The organism is Archangium lipolyticum (genome assembly GCF_024623785.1).
GTDB classification, from domain to species: Bacteria; Myxococcota; Myxococcia; order Myxococcales; family Myxococcaceae; genus Archangium; species Archangium lipolyticum.
In genome coordinates, this window is sequence record NZ_JANKBZ010000028.1 from 96,422 (window position 1) to 113,448 (window position 17,027).

Annotated in this window: 16 protein-coding genes and 1 pseudogene; 8 read left to right on the top strand and 9 right to left on the bottom strand. The window is 69.6% G+C overall.

Translation table 11 applies throughout. From position 1 onward, the window contains the following. Window positions 1-13: 13 nt before the first annotated feature. Together NR810_RS39605 and NR810_RS39610 are read right to left on the bottom strand one after the other, a co-directional pair. Window positions 14-1,816, bottom strand: coding sequence for a lysophospholipid acyltransferase family protein (locus NR810_RS39605; protein WP_257460233.1), 1,803 nt, complete (start codon window positions 1,814-1,816; stop codon window positions 14-16). 2 nt (window positions 1,817-1,818) lie between these two features. Then, the gene (locus NR810_RS39610) at window positions 1,819-2,781 is read right to left on the bottom strand and encodes an NAD-dependent epimerase/dehydratase family protein (RefSeq protein WP_257460234.1); all 963 of its coding nucleotides are present in this window, start codon (window positions 2,779-2,781) and stop codon (window positions 1,819-1,821) included. A gap of 101 nt (window positions 2,782-2,882) precedes the next feature. On the opposite strand from NR810_RS39610, the gene mutL reads away from it, so the two are divergent. Next, entirely contained in the window at window positions 2,883-4,775 is a 1,893-nt protein-coding gene (gene mutL / locus NR810_RS39615; protein WP_257460235.1) for a DNA mismatch repair endonuclease MutL, read from the top strand. Between the two features lie 12 nt (window positions 4,776-4,787). On the opposite strand, the gene pip is transcribed toward mutL, so the two are convergent. After that, entirely contained in the window at window positions 4,788-5,747 is a 960-nt protein-coding gene (gene pip / locus NR810_RS39620; protein WP_257460236.1) for a prolyl aminopeptidase, read from the bottom strand. Between the two features lie 101 nt (window positions 5,748-5,848). On the opposite strand from pip, the gene NR810_RS39625 reads away from it, so the two are divergent. The 5 genes from NR810_RS39625 (at window position 5,849) to NR810_RS39645 (ending at window position 10,355) form a co-directional block, all read left to right on the top strand. Next, window positions 5,849-6,007, top strand: a complete 159-nt coding sequence (locus NR810_RS39625; RefSeq protein ID WP_257460237.1) for a hypothetical protein — start codon at window positions 5,849-5,851, stop codon at window positions 6,005-6,007. Window positions 6,008-6,010: 3 nt separating this feature from the next. Next, the gene (locus NR810_RS39630; RefSeq protein WP_257460239.1) at window positions 6,011-6,700 is read left to right on the top strand and encodes a hypothetical protein; all 690 of its coding nucleotides are present in this window, start codon (window positions 6,011-6,013) and stop codon (window positions 6,698-6,700) included. Window positions 6,701-6,879: 179 nt separating this feature from the next. Then, window positions 6,880-7,851: a tetratricopeptide repeat protein gene (locus NR810_RS39635; RefSeq protein WP_257460240.1), complete on the top strand. Its 972-nt coding sequence runs from the start codon at window positions 6,880-6,882 to the stop codon at window positions 7,849-7,851. 131 nt (window positions 7,852-7,982) lie between these two features. Then, entirely contained in the window at window positions 7,983-8,573 is a 591-nt protein-coding gene (locus tag NR810_RS39640) for a hypothetical protein (protein ID WP_257460241.1), read from the top strand. A gap of 180 nt (window positions 8,574-8,753) precedes the next feature. Next, window positions 8,754-10,355, top strand: a complete 1,602-nt coding sequence (locus NR810_RS39645) for a serine/threonine-protein kinase (RefSeq protein ID WP_257460242.1) — start codon at window positions 8,754-8,756, stop codon at window positions 10,353-10,355. 20 nt (window positions 10,356-10,375) lie between these two features. Here NR810_RS39645 and NR810_RS39650 read toward each other — a convergent pair whose 3' ends face one another. The 4 genes from NR810_RS39650 to NR810_RS39665 form a co-directional block, all read right to left on the bottom strand. Beyond that, window positions 10,376-10,852: an FBP domain-containing protein gene (locus NR810_RS39650; protein WP_257460244.1), complete on the bottom strand. Its 477-nt coding sequence runs from the start codon at window positions 10,850-10,852 to the stop codon at window positions 10,376-10,378. Between the two features lie 108 nt (window positions 10,853-10,960). Then, entirely contained in the window at window positions 10,961-12,142 is a 1,182-nt protein-coding gene (locus NR810_RS39655) for a lactonase family protein (RefSeq protein ID WP_257460245.1), read from the bottom strand. A gap of 11 nt (window positions 12,143-12,153) precedes the next feature. Further along, complete coding sequence (locus NR810_RS39660) at window positions 12,154-13,971, bottom strand: carbohydrate-binding protein (RefSeq protein WP_257460246.1); 1,818 nt, start codon at window positions 13,969-13,971, stop codon at window positions 12,154-12,156. 156 nt (window positions 13,972-14,127) lie between these two features. Then, complete coding sequence (locus tag NR810_RS39665; protein ID WP_257460247.1) at window positions 14,128-15,060, bottom strand: LysR family transcriptional regulator; 933 nt, start codon at window positions 15,058-15,060, stop codon at window positions 14,128-14,130. A 70-nt stretch (window positions 15,061-15,130) separates the two neighbouring features. On the opposite strand from NR810_RS39665, the gene NR810_RS39670 reads away from it, so the two are divergent. Then, on the top strand, window positions 15,131-16,096 hold the full coding sequence (locus tag NR810_RS39670; RefSeq protein ID WP_257460249.1) for an MBL fold metallo-hydrolase: 966 nt from the start codon (window positions 15,131-15,133) through the stop codon (window positions 16,094-16,096). On the opposite strand, the pseudogene NR810_RS39675 reads toward NR810_RS39670, so the two are convergent. Next, window positions 16,085-16,162: pseudogene (locus NR810_RS39675) on the bottom strand (DUF5953 family protein); the annotation flags it as partial. The gene NR810_RS39670 and the pseudogene NR810_RS39675 sit on opposite strands and share 12 nt — an antisense overlap. Window positions 16,163-16,172: 10 nt before the next feature. Beyond that, window positions 16,173-16,451: a hypothetical protein gene (locus NR810_RS39680; protein WP_257460250.1), complete on the bottom strand. Its 279-nt coding sequence runs from the start codon at window positions 16,449-16,451 to the stop codon at window positions 16,173-16,175. Between the two features lie 243 nt (window positions 16,452-16,694). On the opposite strand from NR810_RS39680, the gene NR810_RS39685 reads away from it, so the two are divergent. Beyond that, entirely contained in the window at window positions 16,695-17,027 is a 333-nt protein-coding gene (locus NR810_RS39685; RefSeq protein ID WP_257460251.1) for a hypothetical protein, read from the top strand.

A 17,027-nucleotide genomic window follows, 5' to 3' on the forward strand; every position in this document is an offset into this window, starting at 1 on the left:
TTCGTGGGATCGCTCAGCCCGAGAAGACCGAGCGGCGCTCCTTGAGCAGGGCCTGGAGCATGCCCTGGATGGACTCGCGGGTGCGCTCGGTGAGCCGCTGCACCTGGGACATGTCGTCGGCGGCCTCCGGTGGCAGCTCTCCCATGCCGATGGGCTCGCCGAAGCGGATGGTCCACCGGGCCGGCAGCGGCGGCGGCGTCAGGGGCAGGTAGGGAAGCCCCAGGAAGCTGGCCGGAAGCTTCCCGAACAGCGGTGCCGTCTCCTCCGCCCCCACGATGGCCACCGGTACGATGGGCGCTCCCGTGCGCAGCGCCAGCTTCACGAAGCCACCCCGGCCGAAACGCTTGAGCTGGTAGCGCTGCGCGAACGGCTTGCCCAACCCCTGGATGCCCTCGGGGAAGACGATGACCGGGCGCAATTCGTCCAGCAGCCTCAGCGCGTTCTCCGGGCAGGCCCGCACCGCGCCCAGCCGGTTCATCAGCGTGCCCAGCATCGGCGCGTGGAAGACCTGGTCCTCCGCCAGCCAGCGCGCCTCCTGCAGGTCGGGCCGCTCCCGCGACAGGGACTGTTGCAGCATCGGCCCGTCGAAGGGCAGCGCCCCCGAGTGGTTGGCCACCAGCAGCACCGGCCCCGCCGGCACGTGGCTCGCCCCCTGCACCGACACCCGCCAGTAGCGCTCGTACAGGAAGTCCAGCACCGGCTGCAGCACGTTGCCGAGCGCCGCGTCCTTCCCGTACTCGTCGATGGCCGTTCCGCCCCCCATCCCCAACCCAATCCCCGTCAGCGCCGCTCCCAGCAGCCCCTGCGCCGAGCTCACCGTCTTGCTGAACCGCTCGCTCGCCACTGCCTGGAACGCCACGTCCTTCGCCAGCGACATCAGCCCCGCGAACCGCTCTCCGAACCGGCGCGGCTCGGCTCCCGGGGACTCGTCCGTGAAGAAGACCTCCGTGTGGCTTCTCGCCACGGGCAGGGCAGGGGCCAGCGCGGCCTCCACCTCCACCTCGATCCGGGCCTCCACCTCGGCTTCCGCCTCGCTGCTCGGCGCGTACTCGTCCCGGCTCCCGTCGATCACCTCCACCGCCACCACTTCCGCCACCGGTCTCGTCGCCGCGTCTTCGAATCCGGGCACGGTGACCGCGGCGGTGGACAGCGCCTCCCCGATGGCGTCCTCCAACTCCCGGAGTGTCTCCGCGGCCGTGAGTGCCTCCGCCGCTCGCTCCAGCAACTCCTCGTCCTCCTCCGATTCCTCGGACCCGGACGGCACGGCGGGGGCCTCGGGCTCGCGCGCGGCCGCTGGCTCCTCGACGGTGGGCCGTTCCTCCTCACGAGCCTCCGCCCGTACTGGCTCGGGGGTTGGAGGCACCGGCGGCTCGACCGGGAGCGCCATTTCGGCCGCGGCGGCGCTGACCGCCTTGGGCGGTGTGCGCACCTCCGCCTGGGGTGGCACGGCCTCGGGGGCGGCCTTCTCCCTGGACGGCGTGGCCTTCTTCGCGCGAGCCCCCGTCGCGGACGCGGGTGCTGATTTCGGCTCCGCCGGCTTGTGCGTGGTGCTCCTGGGCGTCGCCGCCTTCTGCTCCGCTGGCCTGGGCGTGGCGTTCGCCGCGGGCTTGGGCGCCGACTTCGGCGCGGCCGGCTTGGGCGCGGCGGCCCGGGCGGCGGGCTTCTCCTTTGGCGCGGGGGCCTTCTTCGCGGCCTTGGCCGGCGGCGCGGACTTCTTCGTGGCTGGCGGCTCGGCCTGGGCCTTCTTCGGCTCCGCGGGCCGCTGTGCGGCGCCCCTCTGGAACGGGTCGTTCCCGAGCACTCCCTTGCTGGCCATGATCAACTCCTCCGCATCGCCGCCACGGCGTCCCGGGCGTGGAACATGGGGATGAAGCCGAGCTCTTCTTCCGCCCGCTCGCCGTCGGCGACCCAGCCGTAGTGCATGTAGTCGAGCAGCGCCGTGGGGAACCCCGGTCCCCCCAGCGAGGTCATCGTCTTCAGGGCCGCCCGGTAGAAGGGTCCCGGCAGGGGAAGCGGTTGCCCGCCCGCCTCCCGGATGAGCGCCGACAGCGGCAGCACTCCCCGGCCCACGATGTTGAATTCGCCCTCCGCGTTGGCGCTGAGGGCCTGGTACAGCGCACGGGCCGCGTCCTCCTCGTGCAGCGCCTGCCAGAGCGGATCGTACCCGAGCAGCGTGGGCACCACCCGGTGCGACAGCATCCGCGTCGCCGGGTTGTTCATGTTCGGTCCGAACAGCGGCGCGAAGCGCAGGACGATCACCCGCGTCTCCGGGTGGCGCTCGCGGAAGGCGCTCACCTGCTTCTCCACCTCGACCTTGTCGGTGACGAAACGGCTGCCGGGGCACCCCATGAGCGGAGTGTCCTCGCTCAGCAGGGCTGGGTGCTGGCCTCGCGCCCCGTAGAGCGCCGTCATCGAGGGGACGATCAGCCGTGGCACCCGGGCCCGCCCCACCGCGCTCAGCACGCTCATGGTGCCGATGACCTCCAGCTCGTGCGCCAGCGAGCCGTCCCGCACCGGCCCGTACAGGAAGGCCAGGTGGTAGAAGATGTCCACGGGCAGCTCCGCGAGGGCGTCGGACAGCTCGCTCTCCGCGTCGTGCCGCGTGAGGTCCACGCGATGGAAGTCCACCTTGTCTCCGGCGGGCTTGGCCACGTCGAGGACCAGGATGCTCTCCACGTCGGGGTCGCGCTCCAGCAGCGGTAGCAGCAGCCGGCCCAGGTCACCGGCCGCGCCCGTCACCGCGATGCGCAGCCCCCCCTTGCTCGCCTGTGTCGCTTCCATAAAGGAGAGGGCGTGATAGCTCAGTTCCCCCACGGTTGTCAGCCGCGATGCGTCAGGATTCCTGGCCAACTTCGCGGGTCCTCCGCATGATGTGACTTCTCATGGCACGTATCGCCCTTCTCAGCGACACCCTCATCAACAAGATCGCCGCCGGTGAGGTGGTCGAGCGCCCCGCCTCCGTCGTGAAGGAATTGGTGGAGAATTCCATCGACGCTGGTTCCCACACCGTGCGAGTGGCCCTCGAGCGAGGGGGACTCGGGCGCATCACCATCTCGGATGACGGGCACGGCATGGGGCCGGAGGACGCGCGGATGTGTCTGGCGCGCCACGCCACCAGCAAGCTGCGCCAGCTGGACGATCTGTTCACCATCAACACCAAGGGCTTCCGGGGCGAGGCGCTGCCGGCCATCGCGTCCGTGTCGCGCTTCACGCTGCACACCGCCGAGCCCGACGCCCAGGTGGGCACGCGGGTGGTGGTGGAGGGGGGCAGTGAGCCGCTGGTGGAGGAGGCGCCGCCGCGGGTGGGCACGGTCATCTCCGTGGAGGACCTCTTCTACAACACGCCGGCGCGGCGCAAGTTCATGCGCCGGGAGTCCACGGAGCTGCAGCACGCGGAGGAGGCCGTCATCCGGCTGGCGCTCGCGCACCCGGACGTGTCCTTCTTCGTGGAGCACGGGGGCCAGCAGCTCTTCACCAGCCCGGCGAGCCCGGGAGATCCGCGCGAGCGCATCGCCGCGGCGCTGGGGCCGGGGGTGCACCCGCACCTGGTGCCCGTGGAGGAGCGGCGGCTGGGCGTGACCGTCACCGGACACATCGCCTCGCCCGAGTACACGCTGCCCAACGCGCGCGGCATCTACACCTTCGTCAACCGCCGCTACATCCGGGACCGGGGCCTCAACAGCGCCATCCAGCGCGCCTTCCAGGAGTTCCTCGCCGCCGGGCGCCAGCCGGTGGTGGTGCTGTTCATCGACATGGAGCCCCGGGCGGTGGACGTGAACGTGCACCCGCAGAAGCTGGAGGTGCGCTTCGCCGATGCCCGGGGCGTGGGCGACGCGGTGAACGCCGCCATCGTCCGCGCGCTCCGGGCCGCGCCCTGGCTGGGCAACAAGGGGGATGGGCTCGCCCCCGAGCCTCCCCGGCAGGCCGCCCACTACGCCATGGCCGTGGAGCGCTTCCTCACCCGCGCGCAGGAGGCCACGTGGGGTGCGCCGCTGCCGCTGCCCGGCACCCAGGACGCCCCCGGACCCGGGCCCGCGGCGGAGTTCCCCTTCGCCCCCGGGCCCTCGTCGACAGGGCCCGGCTTCGGCTCCACCTTCGCGCCCGCCTCGCCGCTGCCACCGGGACGCACGCCGGCCTTCGGCCAGGCCCAGCCCCAGCTCAACGAGGCCCCGCCGCCGGGCTACTTCGGCGCGCTGCGGCCCATGGGCGTGCTGGGGGAGCGCTTCCACGTCTGCGAGGGGCCCGGTGGCACCCTGGTGGTGCTGGACGCGCACGCCGCCCTGGAGCGGGTGCGGCTGATGACCTTCCAGAAGGCCCTGGAGGACGAGAAGCCCCCCGTGCCCACGCTCTTCGGCGCCACGGTGGAGCTGCCCGTCCCGGTGGCCCGGTCACTGGTGGAGGGCCGTGAGGCGCTCGCCCGGTTGGGGCTGGAGGTGGAGCCCTTCGGGGGCACCACGCTCGCGGTCAAGGCGCTGCCGCCCTCGCTGGTGGGCGCGGACGCCCGGGCGCTGCTGGAGGCCCTGGCCCGCGCGCTGCCTCCGCCCGGCTCGGCGCTGGACGCGGTGGCCCTCGCCGAGTCCCTCCGGGTGCTTGCCTGCCATGCCGCGCGCCACGCCGAGGGCCAGCTCAGCGACGGCAAGCTCCGGGCGCTGCTCGGCGAGCTGGACGCGGCGGACTTCCACCCCTCGTGCATCCACGGCACCGTGGTGGTGCTCGAGGTGCCGCTGCTGGAGCTGGAGCGTCGCGCGTTGCGGCCGCCCGGCCCGAGACCCTGACGGCCTCGGGCTTCAGGGGCGGAAGCGGTCCGTGGCCTCCACGAGCGCGGCGGTGATGCCGGGCTCGTAGGCGGAGTGCCCCGCGTCCGGGATGATCTTCAGCTCCGCCTCGGGCCACGCCTTGTGCAGGGCCCAGGCGCTCTGCACGGGGCAGGGGATGTCATAGCGGCCCTGCACGATGACCCCGGGGATGTGGCGGATGCGCGGCACGTCGTCCAGGAGCTGGGTCTCGCTCCGCAGGAAGGCGCCGTTGACGAAGTAGTGGGACTCGATGCGCGCGAAGGCGAGCGAGTACGCGTCCTCGCCGAAGAGCGCGACGGTGGCCGCGTTGGGGAGGAGGTAGCTCGTGCGGGCCTCCCAGACGCTCCAGGCCCGCGCCGCCTCCTGCCGCACCTTCACGTCCTCGCTCATCAGCCTGCGGTGATAGGCCTGGAGCAGGTCGCCCCGCTCCTCGGGAGGGATGGGGGCCAGGTAGTCCTCCCAGGCGTCCGGGAAGAGGGCGTGCGCGCCGTGCTGGTAGAACCAGTGAATCTCCTGCTTGCGCAGCAGGAAGATGCCGCGCAGCACCAGCTCCGTGACGCGCTCCGGGTGCTTCTGCGCGTAGGCGAGCGCGAGCGTGCTGCCCCACGAGCCGCCGAAGACCTGCCACCGCTCGATGCCCAGGTGGCTGCGCAGCGTCTCCATGTCCTCCACCAGGTGCCAGAGGGTGTTCTCCTCCACGCAGGCGTGCGGGGTGCTCTTGCCACAGCCGCGCTGATCGAACAGGACGATGCGGTAGGCCGCCGGGTCGAAGAAGCGCCGCTGCTTGGGATCCGTACCGCCGCCAGGGCCGCCGTGGACGAAGACGACCGGCTTGCCCTTCGGGTTGCCGGACTCCTCGAAGTACACCTCGTGCAGCGCGGAGACGCGCAGACGGCCGGTGTTGTAGGGCTCGAGGGGAGGGTAGAGGGTGCGCGGTGTGACGAGGGACATGGGCGCCGTTTCTAGCAGGGCCCGCCGGAAAATTTGACCCTCCAACCGACGCTGCTACGGTGCGCGACCTGCCTGTAGCACCCTGACGCGAGGAAGAACGCATGCGCGGCGTGATCACCCTGCGGGACGTGGTGGCCAACCTGGGCGTGGTCCGCCGGGAGTTCGGGGCCTTGTGCGTGGTGCGGTGCCTGCTCGCCACGCTGTCCCGCCGCCGCACCACGTTCCTCGAGGTCGCGCTGCGCCTGAACAAGGACTCCTGACCGATGCGCCGTCTCACCCTCCTCACCGTCCTCCTCGCCGCCACGAGCGCCTCCGCCCAGGAGGAGCTCGCGCAGCTCGATGGGGTGGGCCGCATCTCCGTCCAGGCCGGCTGGCGGCTGACCTCCAACGACACCTTCTACGACAGCTTCTACGCGCTGCCCGACTACCGGGGGCTCGAGAACCCCGCCCGCTCCTCGCCGGGTGGACCCTTCCTGGCGGGCTCCTTCGCCTACGCGGCCTCGGAGTTCATCGAGCTGGGGATCGATCTCTTCGCCACCGGCGAGCAGCTGCGGCTGACGGGGGCCCCCACCATCACCAACGTCACCTACGGCGCGCTGGTGGGGGTGCGCTTGCAGACGCTGCTGGACTTCCTGACGCCCGAGGGCGTGGTGCCCTTCATCGGCATCCAGAGCGGTCCCACGCTCGCCTACTCGTTCGCCGAGGATGTGGGGCGCAAGGAAGTGCTCACGCAAGCCTGGGTGGGCACCGTGGGAGCCACCTTCCGCTTCTCCCCGCGCTGGGGACTCACCGCCGAGTACCGCCTGGCCTTCGCCCGCGGCCAGAGCGCCTTCAACACCCGGGAGGCCTTCAAGAACCTGGCCTCCTACAACGCGGGCGGCAATTGGTTCGCGCTGGGGGTGACGTACATGTTCGCCCCGGAGCCGGATCGTCCATTCACCTCGCCTCCCTAGCAGGGTGGCGCTTGTCTGGCCCCCTGCCTTCGAGGGATGAACCGGAAATTCCTCGGGGTGAGGGGCCTGTTCCTGGGGCCGACACACGACGGGTGTGAAAAATCAAAGACCCGCCCGAGGGAGCCCCTACGATGCGCGAAGAGGCCGAGATCATTTCCGGGCCCAACAGGAAGATGTCCATGGCTGCTGCTGAGACGAAGCCGGAGCAAAGCAACAAGGAACTGAGTGAGATCCGCAAGGAGGTCATCGAGGCCCGCAACCTCGTGATCAAGACGGACAGCTTGCTCAAGAACCTTCACGCCGAGGTGAAGGCCATTGGCAAGCGTCACGAGGATCTCCAGAAGCGGCAGTGGATCTCCTCGGGTGTGGCGTACGCGATCTTCGCGGCATTGTGCGTGGCGGGCGCGGTGATGGTGAGCTCGGCGAAGACCTCGACGGCGAGCGCCGAGCGCGAGCGGCTGGAGAAGACGGTGGCCGAGCTGACGTCGCAGCTGGACAAGCAGCGCACGGAGGTGGCGGCGGTGCAGGTGTCCCAGCGCGCGGCGGCCGAGGTGTACCGGCTGATGACGAACCTGCCGGGTGACGAGCGGCTCAAGGGCGTGGACGAGCTGGTGAAGCTCGACACCTCGAAGCTGACGCAGTTGGAGCGCCATGCCCTCAACGACAAGGCGACGCAGCTGCGGCGTGAGATTGGTGACGCGGCGTTCGAGCGGGGCAAGACGGCCTTCCGCCGCAACGACATGAAGGCGACCATCGAGGAGATGTCGCGCTTCGTGGCGATGAATCCTCCGGCGGAGCAGCTCATGGACGCGTCGTTCTTCCTGGGCGTGGCCTACAACATGGAGAAGAAGCACGACCAGGCGGTGCCGCTGCTGACGCGCTTCATCGAGGGCGACCGGAAGGCGAAGAACCGCGACTACGCGATGCTGCTGCTGGCGCAGTCCTTCCAGGAGACGAACCAGCTGGACAAGGCGCTGCAGATGGCCAATGACGGCGTGGTGCAGCATCCGGCCAGCGAGTTCATCCCGCAGTTCCGTGGCCGTATCGCGACGGTGCGGCGGGCGATGTCGGGTGGCACGGCGGCGGCTCCGGCTCCGGCGGCGCAGCCCGCTGCCCCCGCGGCGCAGCCGGTGGCCCAGCCCGCGCAGTGAGCCTTCCTCCCTCTCCCTCTGGGAGAGGGCCGGGGTGAGGGTTGTCCCCTTCGAGGGCCCGGGTTCACACCCGGGCCCTTTTCTTTTCCGGAAAATCACAATGGGCGAAGGGTGTGTCACAATGAGGGGGCATGTCCCTCCAGCCCGCCATCCGCGGCTTCGTCTGCAGGATGATCCTCGAAGGGGCCCGGGCGCTGCCGGCCGACAAACAGCGCCGGGTGTTGCCACGGGTCCCCGAGCAGACGCTCGCGCTCATTGAATCCACCCCCCGGATGGGGTGGGTGCCGATGGAGGAGAGCATGAAGCTCACCGAGGCGCTCCATGCGGCGCTGGGCACTCCGGGCTTCCGTCAATTCCTCTCCGAGCAGTCGGAGCGCATGGCGTCCTACCCGCTGCTGCAGACCTTCTTCGATGGCGCGGTGCGGCTCTTCGGCCTGACGCCCCAGGCGCTGCTCAAGTGGTCCACCTACGCGTGGGAGCAGGCGTTCCGCGACAGCGGGCGGCTCGTGTACCAGCCCCACCGGGAGTCGACGGAGGGGGGCAGGGTGGAGATGAGGCTGGAGGACGTCCCCCCCCTGTTGCTGCTCGAGGGGACCTTCGCCCAGGCGCTCGCGGGCGCTTTCGAGATGTTCCTGCGCCGCTGCGAGCGCAAGGGGAGGGTGGAGTTGCGCGATCCCGGCCCGCGGGCCACCCGCTTCGTGTACGACGTCTCCTGGGAGTAGCGTCACCCATCAGGGGGGATGTCGCCGGGAGGGTGTGTCGCGGACTCGCCTTGCCGTCCCGGCTCCCGGAGAATGGGGGGGCGTATGCCCCAGCCCCCTCGTTCAGACACCCTGGCTCCGGTTGGCACCCAGCTTCTCGCCGAGCACCTCCGGGCGGACGCTGCCGCCCGGGAAGCCTCCGTGACCTGGTTCAACAGTGGGGTGGCCTTCTTCTTCCTCTTGTGTGCGGTGGGCCTGGGCCCGCAGCTGGGGTGGCCCCGGGCCTTCGCCATCATCGGGAGCTGCGCGCTCTACGGCGTGTACTTCGGGGGGCTGTCGCGGGTGGTGCGGCGGGGGTGGTTCCACCCGGCCATCAGCTGGATCAACGTCTGCCTGGAGACCGGCGCCGGCGTGTGGCTCTTCGCCTATGACATCATCTTCGCGGATGCGGAGCAGGCGCTGTCCAATCCCGCGGCCGTCCTCTGGAGCACGCTCATCGTGCTCGCGGCGCTGCGCTCCAAGCGCCTGGCGCTCTTCGCGGGCTGCATCGTGGCCGCCGAGATGCTGCTGCTCTACTTCTTCGTGGCCCTGCCCCGGCTGCCGCCGCCCGTGCCGGTGATGTTCTCTCCGCCCCTCATGGTGCAGCGCGCCGTCTACTACGTCATCACGGGCGGCATGGCGGCGCTGGTGGCCGGCCACCTCACGCGCAAGGCCGAGGAGGCCCTGCACGCCATCCGCGCCAAGGATCTGCTGGGCAAGTACTTCCTCCACGAGCGGCTGGGCGTGGGAGGCATGGCCGAGGTGTTCCGCGCCACCTACAGCCCGGAGGGCGGCTTCGAGAAGGTCGTGGCCGTCAAGCGCATCCTCCCGGCCTACGCGGAGGACGAGGACTTCGTCACGCTCTTCCGCCGGGAGGCGGAGCTGGGCTCGCTGCTCAACCACCCCAACATCATCCAGGTGCTGGACGTGGGCCGCTTCGCGGACACCTACTTCATGGCCATGGAGCACATCGAGGGCATGTCCCTGCGCGAGCTGCTCAAGCTCCATGGGCCGCTGCCGCCGGCGGTGGTGGCGTACATCGGGGCCGAGCTGGGCGAGGCGCTCGACTACGTGCACCGGCGCACCTCGAGCAATGGCGTGCTGCTGCGGCTGGTCCACCGGGACGTCAATCCGCCCAACATCCTCCTGTCACGCATTGGTGAGGTGAAGCTGGGGGACTTCGGGGTGGCGCGGGCGGCCACCCATGTCGGCATCACCCAGGCCAACCGGGTGCGCGGCAAGCTGGGCTACCTGGCGCCGGAGCAGGTCCGGGGCGAGTCCTTCGACGGGCGCGCGGATCTCTTCGCGCTCGGCGTCACGCTGCACGAGGCGCTCACGGGACATTCCCTCTTCAAGGGAGTCGACATCTCCGAACGGGTGAAACCCACCCCGCCTCCGTCGCTCCTGCCGCCCTCGGCCTTCCGCCCGGACGTGCCTCCGGAGCTGGACGCCGCCATCATGGAGTTGCTCCAGTGGAGGAGCGAGGATCGCACCCCGAGAGGGCAGCGGCTGCGCGAGCGGCTCTGCGGGCTGACGGGAGCTCACGCCCCCTATCCGCACGGACAACAAGCCCTGGCCCGGCTGATCCAGGAGACGCTGGTGCTCAAGGCGGAGCCGGCGGCCCCGCCCAACGAGGTGCCCGAGACCGCGAGCCCCCCGCAGGCCAGGTGCGACGAGGAGTCCACGGCCGTCCTGCGCGTGGGGAACAAGGGCCCGGTGGAGCCGCCGGCACTGCGTGTGGGACAGGGCGGCCGTGAGGAGTGAGGCGGGCTGGAGCTCTGGCGTCAGGACGCTTCCGAGCCGAGCTCCATGCCCAACGCCTCGCTCGCGAAGCGGGCCATGCGTTCGATGAGCTGCTTGTTTTCATCGAGGACACTCCCACCGGCCATGTTCGTCGTCGCCTCCAACTTCTCGTTGCAGCGGAGATCCAGGCAGAGGTTCACGCCCACCCGGCGCTTCGCGTCGACATCCGTGGTGAGCAGCCCGATCTGGTCGGCCGAGCCCGAGGAGCGGCACCAGTCACACACCCGGAGCGCCAGGGCCTTGTCACCCTGCTGATCGCGGCGGAAGGTGATGCCGGTGGGCCGCTTGCTGCCCGGAGCGGTGAACACGAGGAAGACGCGGACGCCGTAGGGATCCACCCACGCGAGGTAGTCGCGGACGAAGAGGGGCAGGCGGGTACCCTTGGGCAGCTCGACGTGCTTGCGATCGCGCGAGCGGAATGCGTTCAGAAGCTCTTTCTCGGTCTCGATGCGGAACATGTGGATCTGCTCCAGGTATCACGGGTTGGAACGCCCATGACGAAGCAGAGCCGTACCCTCTGACGGCCATGCTCGCCTGGTGGCTCACGCCGGGAACAGGGTGGAGGCTCAGACCGAGGGCGGAACCACCAGCAGGCACGTCGGGGCGGGGATCTCCAGGGGCTGGCCGACGGGCGTCAGCCTTCCGGTCTGTGCGTTCCTCCGGAAGGTGGTGATGGAGTTTCCCTTCTGATTGGCCACCAGCAGGTACGTACCGGTCGGATCGATGGCGAAGTTGCGCGGCCAGTGGATGTTCGTGGTCACGTGCTCCACGAAGGTCAGTGTCCCGGCCGGGTCGATGGCGAACACGGCGATGCTGTCATGGCCGCGGTTGGAGCCATACAGGAACCGGCCGTCGGGGCTGACGTGGATGTCCGCGCAGTAGCTCGGCGTGGTGAGCCCATCGGGCAGGGTGGAGACGGTCTGCAACGCCGTCAGCGCACCTCGCGTCCCGTCATAGGAGAAGACCGTGAGGGTGGAGTCCAGCTCGTTGATGCTGAAGGCGAGGCGTCCATTGGGGTGGAAGTCCAGATGGCGCGGTCCCGCTCCCGGTGCGCTGGAGACCGAGGACGGCTCGCCGGGCGTGAGCGTGCCCAGCTTGTCGTCGAACCGGTAGGTCATGATCTTGTCCGTCCCCAGGTCGGAGACCAGGACGTGCCGGTTGGCGGCATCCAACCGGGCCTGGTGGGCGTGCGGGCCGTCCTGCTGGGGCTTGGGCCCCGAGCCCCGGTGCTGCTTCAACTCGACGGCGGCGCCCAGTCCGCCGCCCTCCTGGATGGGAAGGACGGCGACGTTTCCGCCGACGTAGTTGGCCACCAGCACGAAGGCGCCCGTCGCATCCACTTCCAGGTAGCAGGGGGCACCGCCCCGAGAGGGCTGCCAGTTGATGAAGGTCAGCTCACGGCTCCGGGGAGCGACGGCGAAGGCACTCACCGCGCCACTCTGTTTGCCGTCGAATATCGTCAATTCATTGACGGCATAGAGGTATCGGCCTTTCGGATCCAGGGCGAGGAAGGACGGCTCGGGCACGCCCCGGGTGACACCCACCCGCTCGAGAGTGCCCGTCGCCATGTCCAACCGGCAAAGGTAGATGCCCTCGCTGCCAGCGTCTCCCGAGGTGTAGGTACCGACGTAGATCCAGAGTTCCTTGGGCGTCGAAGTGGGTTCCACTGGGGTCTCCTCGTCACGGCAGGCCAGGCTCAGTCCTATCGTGCCCAGAGCGGAGAGGTAGATGAAATCGCGGCGCTTCATGTTTTTTTCGTTCATGGAGTGGACCGGTAACCCTGGGTGACTGTTGTGTTCACGGGGTTGAAGGCATCCGCGGGCTGTCCCGTCCAACCCGCGCTCGGAGCACGGAGGGGAACCGGAGTCCCCGCCGCGCCGTCACAGGCCACGCTGTCGACCAGCTCCAGCGTGGTGCCGCCCTCCTTGGAGGCCACGGCGCCGCACGGCCCCGCGTCCGAGAGGATGGAATGGACGAGCTTCACGCGAGCCGCGGGCGTGGTGTTGTTCTCGAGGACGATCTCACTGCCCTCGTTGGCGAAGAAGGTGGAGTCGTAGACCTCCACGTAACCCTGGGACCACAGGCCGGCGGTGCTGTACGTGTCACGCTTCTGGGCATACGCGCCCAGCACGTTGTTGAGGACGGTGGGCTGCGCGTTGTCGTTCCAGAGACGGAAGTTGCGCTTGTTGCGCAGCGCCACGCAGTTCTCGTAGTAGGCCGCCTGGGACTTGTCGTCCCAACCACCATCCGTGTTGTCGAACGCCGCCGAATTCAAGAAGGACACCTTGGAGGCGGTGCGCTCCAGGGAGAAGCCATCACCGTTCTGGTAGCCGGAGGTGGAAGTGAACGTGTTGTTCTTCATGATGACGCGGTTGAACACCAGGTCGTGCGAGCCCGGCGTGGCGGCGTCGGCGGGGTTCTCCACGGAGACACCGAAGGGATAGGCCTCGGTCGGCCAGGAGGAATCGCCTGTCGTGGCATCCGCGATGAAGTCCTCCACGAGCAGCTCCGACACGGTCTCGGTCAGGCGGATGCCCCGCTTGGTGTAGCGCGACACGTCCGACTGGAACAGCTTCGCCTGGGACACGTTGCTCAACGCGAAGCCCTCCCGGACGCGGGTGAAGTGCAGCTGACCGAGCTGGAGGTGGGAGGAGCCGTCGGCCCGCACGCCGTGGTAGTAGCCCTCGGCGCGCAACCCCTGGATGTCCCAATGGTGCGCGTTCGTGAAGCGGATGAACGCGTAGCTCTTGTTGCTGCTGCCCGGATCCGTGGGCGTCCACAGGCCCTTGAAGACCGGTAGGCCCGAGCCCAGGTCCACGCCCACCACCTTCTTGGGCAGCGCCTCCGTTCCGCTCGTGGTGAGGGAGAAGGAATACGGCGTCGAGCTCTCGTAGAGACCGCCCGCGACGTAGAGCGTGTCTCCCGCCGCGAGCGTCTGGTTCAACGCCGTCGAGAGCTGCGTCGCGGAGAAGGCCTGGCTCCAGCTGGACCCGTCCTTCACCCCCGCTCCGGAGCGGCTCAAGTAGAAGGAGCGCCCCGGAAGCAGGGCCGAGGACAGCCGCCGCAGGTAGACGTCCCCGCCGGCGAACGTGAACCGCAGGACGTGACGGCCCGGGGTGACCTCGAGGGGCGTGGTCACCTTGTAGGACTGGAAGGTGCCATGCCCGCCCGTGGCCGGCAGCGTGATGGGGAGGGGAGCCGCGCCATCGAGGCCGAGGGAGATCTGCGCGCTCCCGCTCGGCTGGGAGTAGGTGAGGGAGACTTCGTAGCGGCCACCCGTGGGCACATCGATCGTGTACTCGAGCCACTCGCCCGGCGCGCCCCGGACCTCGTAGTCCCCAGAGCCCCGAACGCCGATGTCCACGGCCTCTCCAGGCCGGTAATACTGATAGGTATTGACCGCGTCCAGGTCGTGGTAGGCGATCCCTTCGCCCCCCTGGTCGAAGTCATACGCCCTGATGACGCCAGGAAAGGCATTGGCTCCGTAGGGCAACTGCTCCGCGCTCGCGACCCCGGGAATGCTGACACACACGGCCAGGACGAAGGCCCGGCACCCATCACGCAGCTGCCTCGACATGTGAGAATTCCTGTATTTTGATATTTGCTCGAATTCCAGGGAAAGATGTACCCGATTCGAGGGCGGAACGAAAGGGGGCGTTCAGAGTCAGTCTCGAGGGCTGAGCGCCCCGCGGGAACGCGTCCATGTGGGCGGGGCCGCCGAGTTCAGGCTGCGCTAATACCCGGCGGGTGATGCGCGCGCGGCGGCGAGCACCTGCTCACGGAGCCAGCGGTGCGCGGGATCCTGTTGCCGATGCGGGTGCCAGAGCTGCTGAACGCGCAGCGGCTCGTGAGGGAGCTCCACCGGCACCACGGTGAGCGGGAAGGCCTCGGCGAAGCGGCGTGCCACCCGCTCCGGCAGCGCGGCGATGAGGTCGGTGCTCGCCAGCACCCAGGGCGCCACGAGGTAGTGGGGGGTGAAGAGCACCACGTTGCGGCGGATCTTCGTCTTGCGCTCGAAGCTCCCCTCGGTGCCGCCGCGCGGGGAGACATGCATCTGTGGCAGCGACAGATCCAGGCGCCGCGGCTCGCGCAGGGCGGGATGGTGCTTGCGGCCAACGAGCATGAAGCGCTCGTGAACCAGCACCTGCCGCCGCAGTCCTCGCGGCGTGCGGTCCCCCGGGGCGAGGTCGAAGACACCGAGGACCAGGTCGAGCTCGCCGGACTCCAGCTCTGGGGTGGGGAAGTCACGCGGGAGTGGCACCACGCGCAATTTCACGCCGGGGTAGTGCGCGAGCCGTGCCGCGAGCTGAGGGAGCACGAGGAGCTGGGCGTGGTCGCTCGAGGCCAGCACGAAGGTGCGGCGCGCGGTCTCGGGCACGAAGTCCTCGGGAGGCACCAGGGCCTCCTGGAGCTGCCGCAGCGCGAGCGTGAGCGGCCCGCGCAGGGCCCGGGCCCGGGCGGTAGGCACCATGCCCTGACGGCCTCGCACGAAGAGCGGGTCTCCGAGTGCGTCGCGCAGTCGCGCCAGCGCGTTGCTGGTGGCCGGCTGCGAGAGCCGCAAGCGCGCCGCCGCGCCCCCCACGCTTTGTTCGATGAAGAGCGCGTCGAGCACGCGGAGCAGGTTCATGTCGAAGGTGGCGAGATTCACACCGTGAATATCGCTCATTTCCACATCCAGGAGGCAAATGGGGCGGCGGGCGGGCATCTTGCGGTCGAACCTTCAGGAGAGGTACCCCATGCGGAAGCTCATCGTGTTGTCGTTGCTGTCCACCGCGTGCGCATCGTTGCCCCCGGCGGTGCCGCACGCCTTCGTGCCCCCGCCGGCCCCGGGTGCGCCAATCCAGGTGTGCTGGGTCGACACGGGAGGCGTGACGGTGCCGGGGGGATACGGCGCGGGCGGCTCCACCGTGGCCGCCACCTGGGAGGTCACCTCCGCGGCGCTCGTCATCCGCCACCCGAAGGGCGACCTCGTGCTCGACACCGGCATCTCCCCCCACGCGCAGGAGGAGCAGCGGGAGCTGGGCGCCTGGAGCCGCTTCACCTTCTCGCAGACCGCGGGTCGCAACGTCCCACGGCGGAACTTGAAGGAGGCTCTCACCGCGCTCGGGGTGACCCGGCCGACGGCGCTGCTGCTCTCCCACGTGCACGCCGATCATGCCGGCGGGGCGGCGTCGTTGCCGGACGTGCCGGTGTGGCTGGCCGCCGAGGAGAAGCAACTCATCGAAGCGGAGCTGGAGCATCCGCGTGGGGTGGTGCTCCCCGCGCATGCCCGGGCCTTGAAGGGCCGCATGGTGCCCATTCCCTTCGCGGCGGAGCCGTACGCGAACTACGAGGCCCGCTTCGACGTCTTCGGTGATGGCACCGTGGTGGTGGTGCCGACCTTCGGGCACACACCGGGCAGCGTGGCGACGTTCGTGAACGTGTCACCGGGCCAGCGCTTCGTGCACGTGGGTGATCTCATCAACCTGCGGGAATCCATCGATCGGAACGTGGGGAAATCGTGGCTGATGCGGCGGTTCACCGACGAAGACTCCGCGCGCACCCAGGCGGAGGTGGCGAAGCTGGTGCAACTCCACGCGCAGGACCCGGAGCTGATCATCCTGCCCGCGCACGATCGCCGGGCCTTCGTGGAGCTCTTTGGAGCGGACGACGGTGGGGTGCCGCCGTGCATTGGCGCACAGCCGCGGGCCTCGAGGGACTGAGCGCCCGCCGATCTCCGGGAGACGCTCGTAGGCGCGCAGAAGCGCGTCCAGGTGGGCGGGGTTGTCGTCCCTGCGGCTATCGGGCTCCAGCGCTCCCCCTGGCCGGAGCATCCGGGTCATCCCGGGTGCCCGCCGGAGGCGAGGCCGTGATGCGCCCGATGAAGAGGCTCCCATGAAAGGCGGGGTGCTCGCTGGTGAGCTTCCCGTCGTTCGCTTTCGTGTGCAGGGCCTTGGGCGTGAGGTCGAGGCGAGGCTTTCCGTCGGGCGCATCCATCTCCACGGACTCCTCGCCGCAGGTGGGCCCCCGGCACGTCCAGAGGGTCCCCCTGGAGGCCGTCACGCTCAGCGACGTCATCGTGAGTCCCCACATGCGGAGATGACCGCCCATGAATCAACCGCGGGAGCAGGCTTCCGAGGAGTGGCTCCGCTGGTCAGAACACCCACCATCAGCAACGGCAGAATGCGCTTCGACCCACGCGTGTATCGCACGTCGCAGGGGCCTGCCGGGCTTTCCCACCCGGCATGCGAGAGGATCTCGCGGCCGGCGCGCCGAAGGCGTACCTTCTCTCCGTTTCCACGTGGAAGGCGGGGAGCCACCATGGCCGTTCTGGCCTGCAGAGAGTACGTCACCACCCAAGGTTCGGAGAGCGCCTATCAGTCCCTCGAGGTGCTCGGGCGGTTGCAGGAGCTGCCACGCCAGTGGGTCGCGGAGAAGCGCATCAAGGGCTACTTCGCCCGCAGCCTCGAATCGCCCGAGGACGTCATCGACGAGGATCTCGAGGAAGACGCCATCCGGGAGAACACCGGTGGTGTCTTCCCCTGCATCTACGTCAACATCACCTTCGATGCGGACACCTTCGATCGCCGGATGCTGGAGCCCTGGGAGGCCCGCTTCGAGCTGCGGCTGATGGTGGACTACACGCCGCGTTGA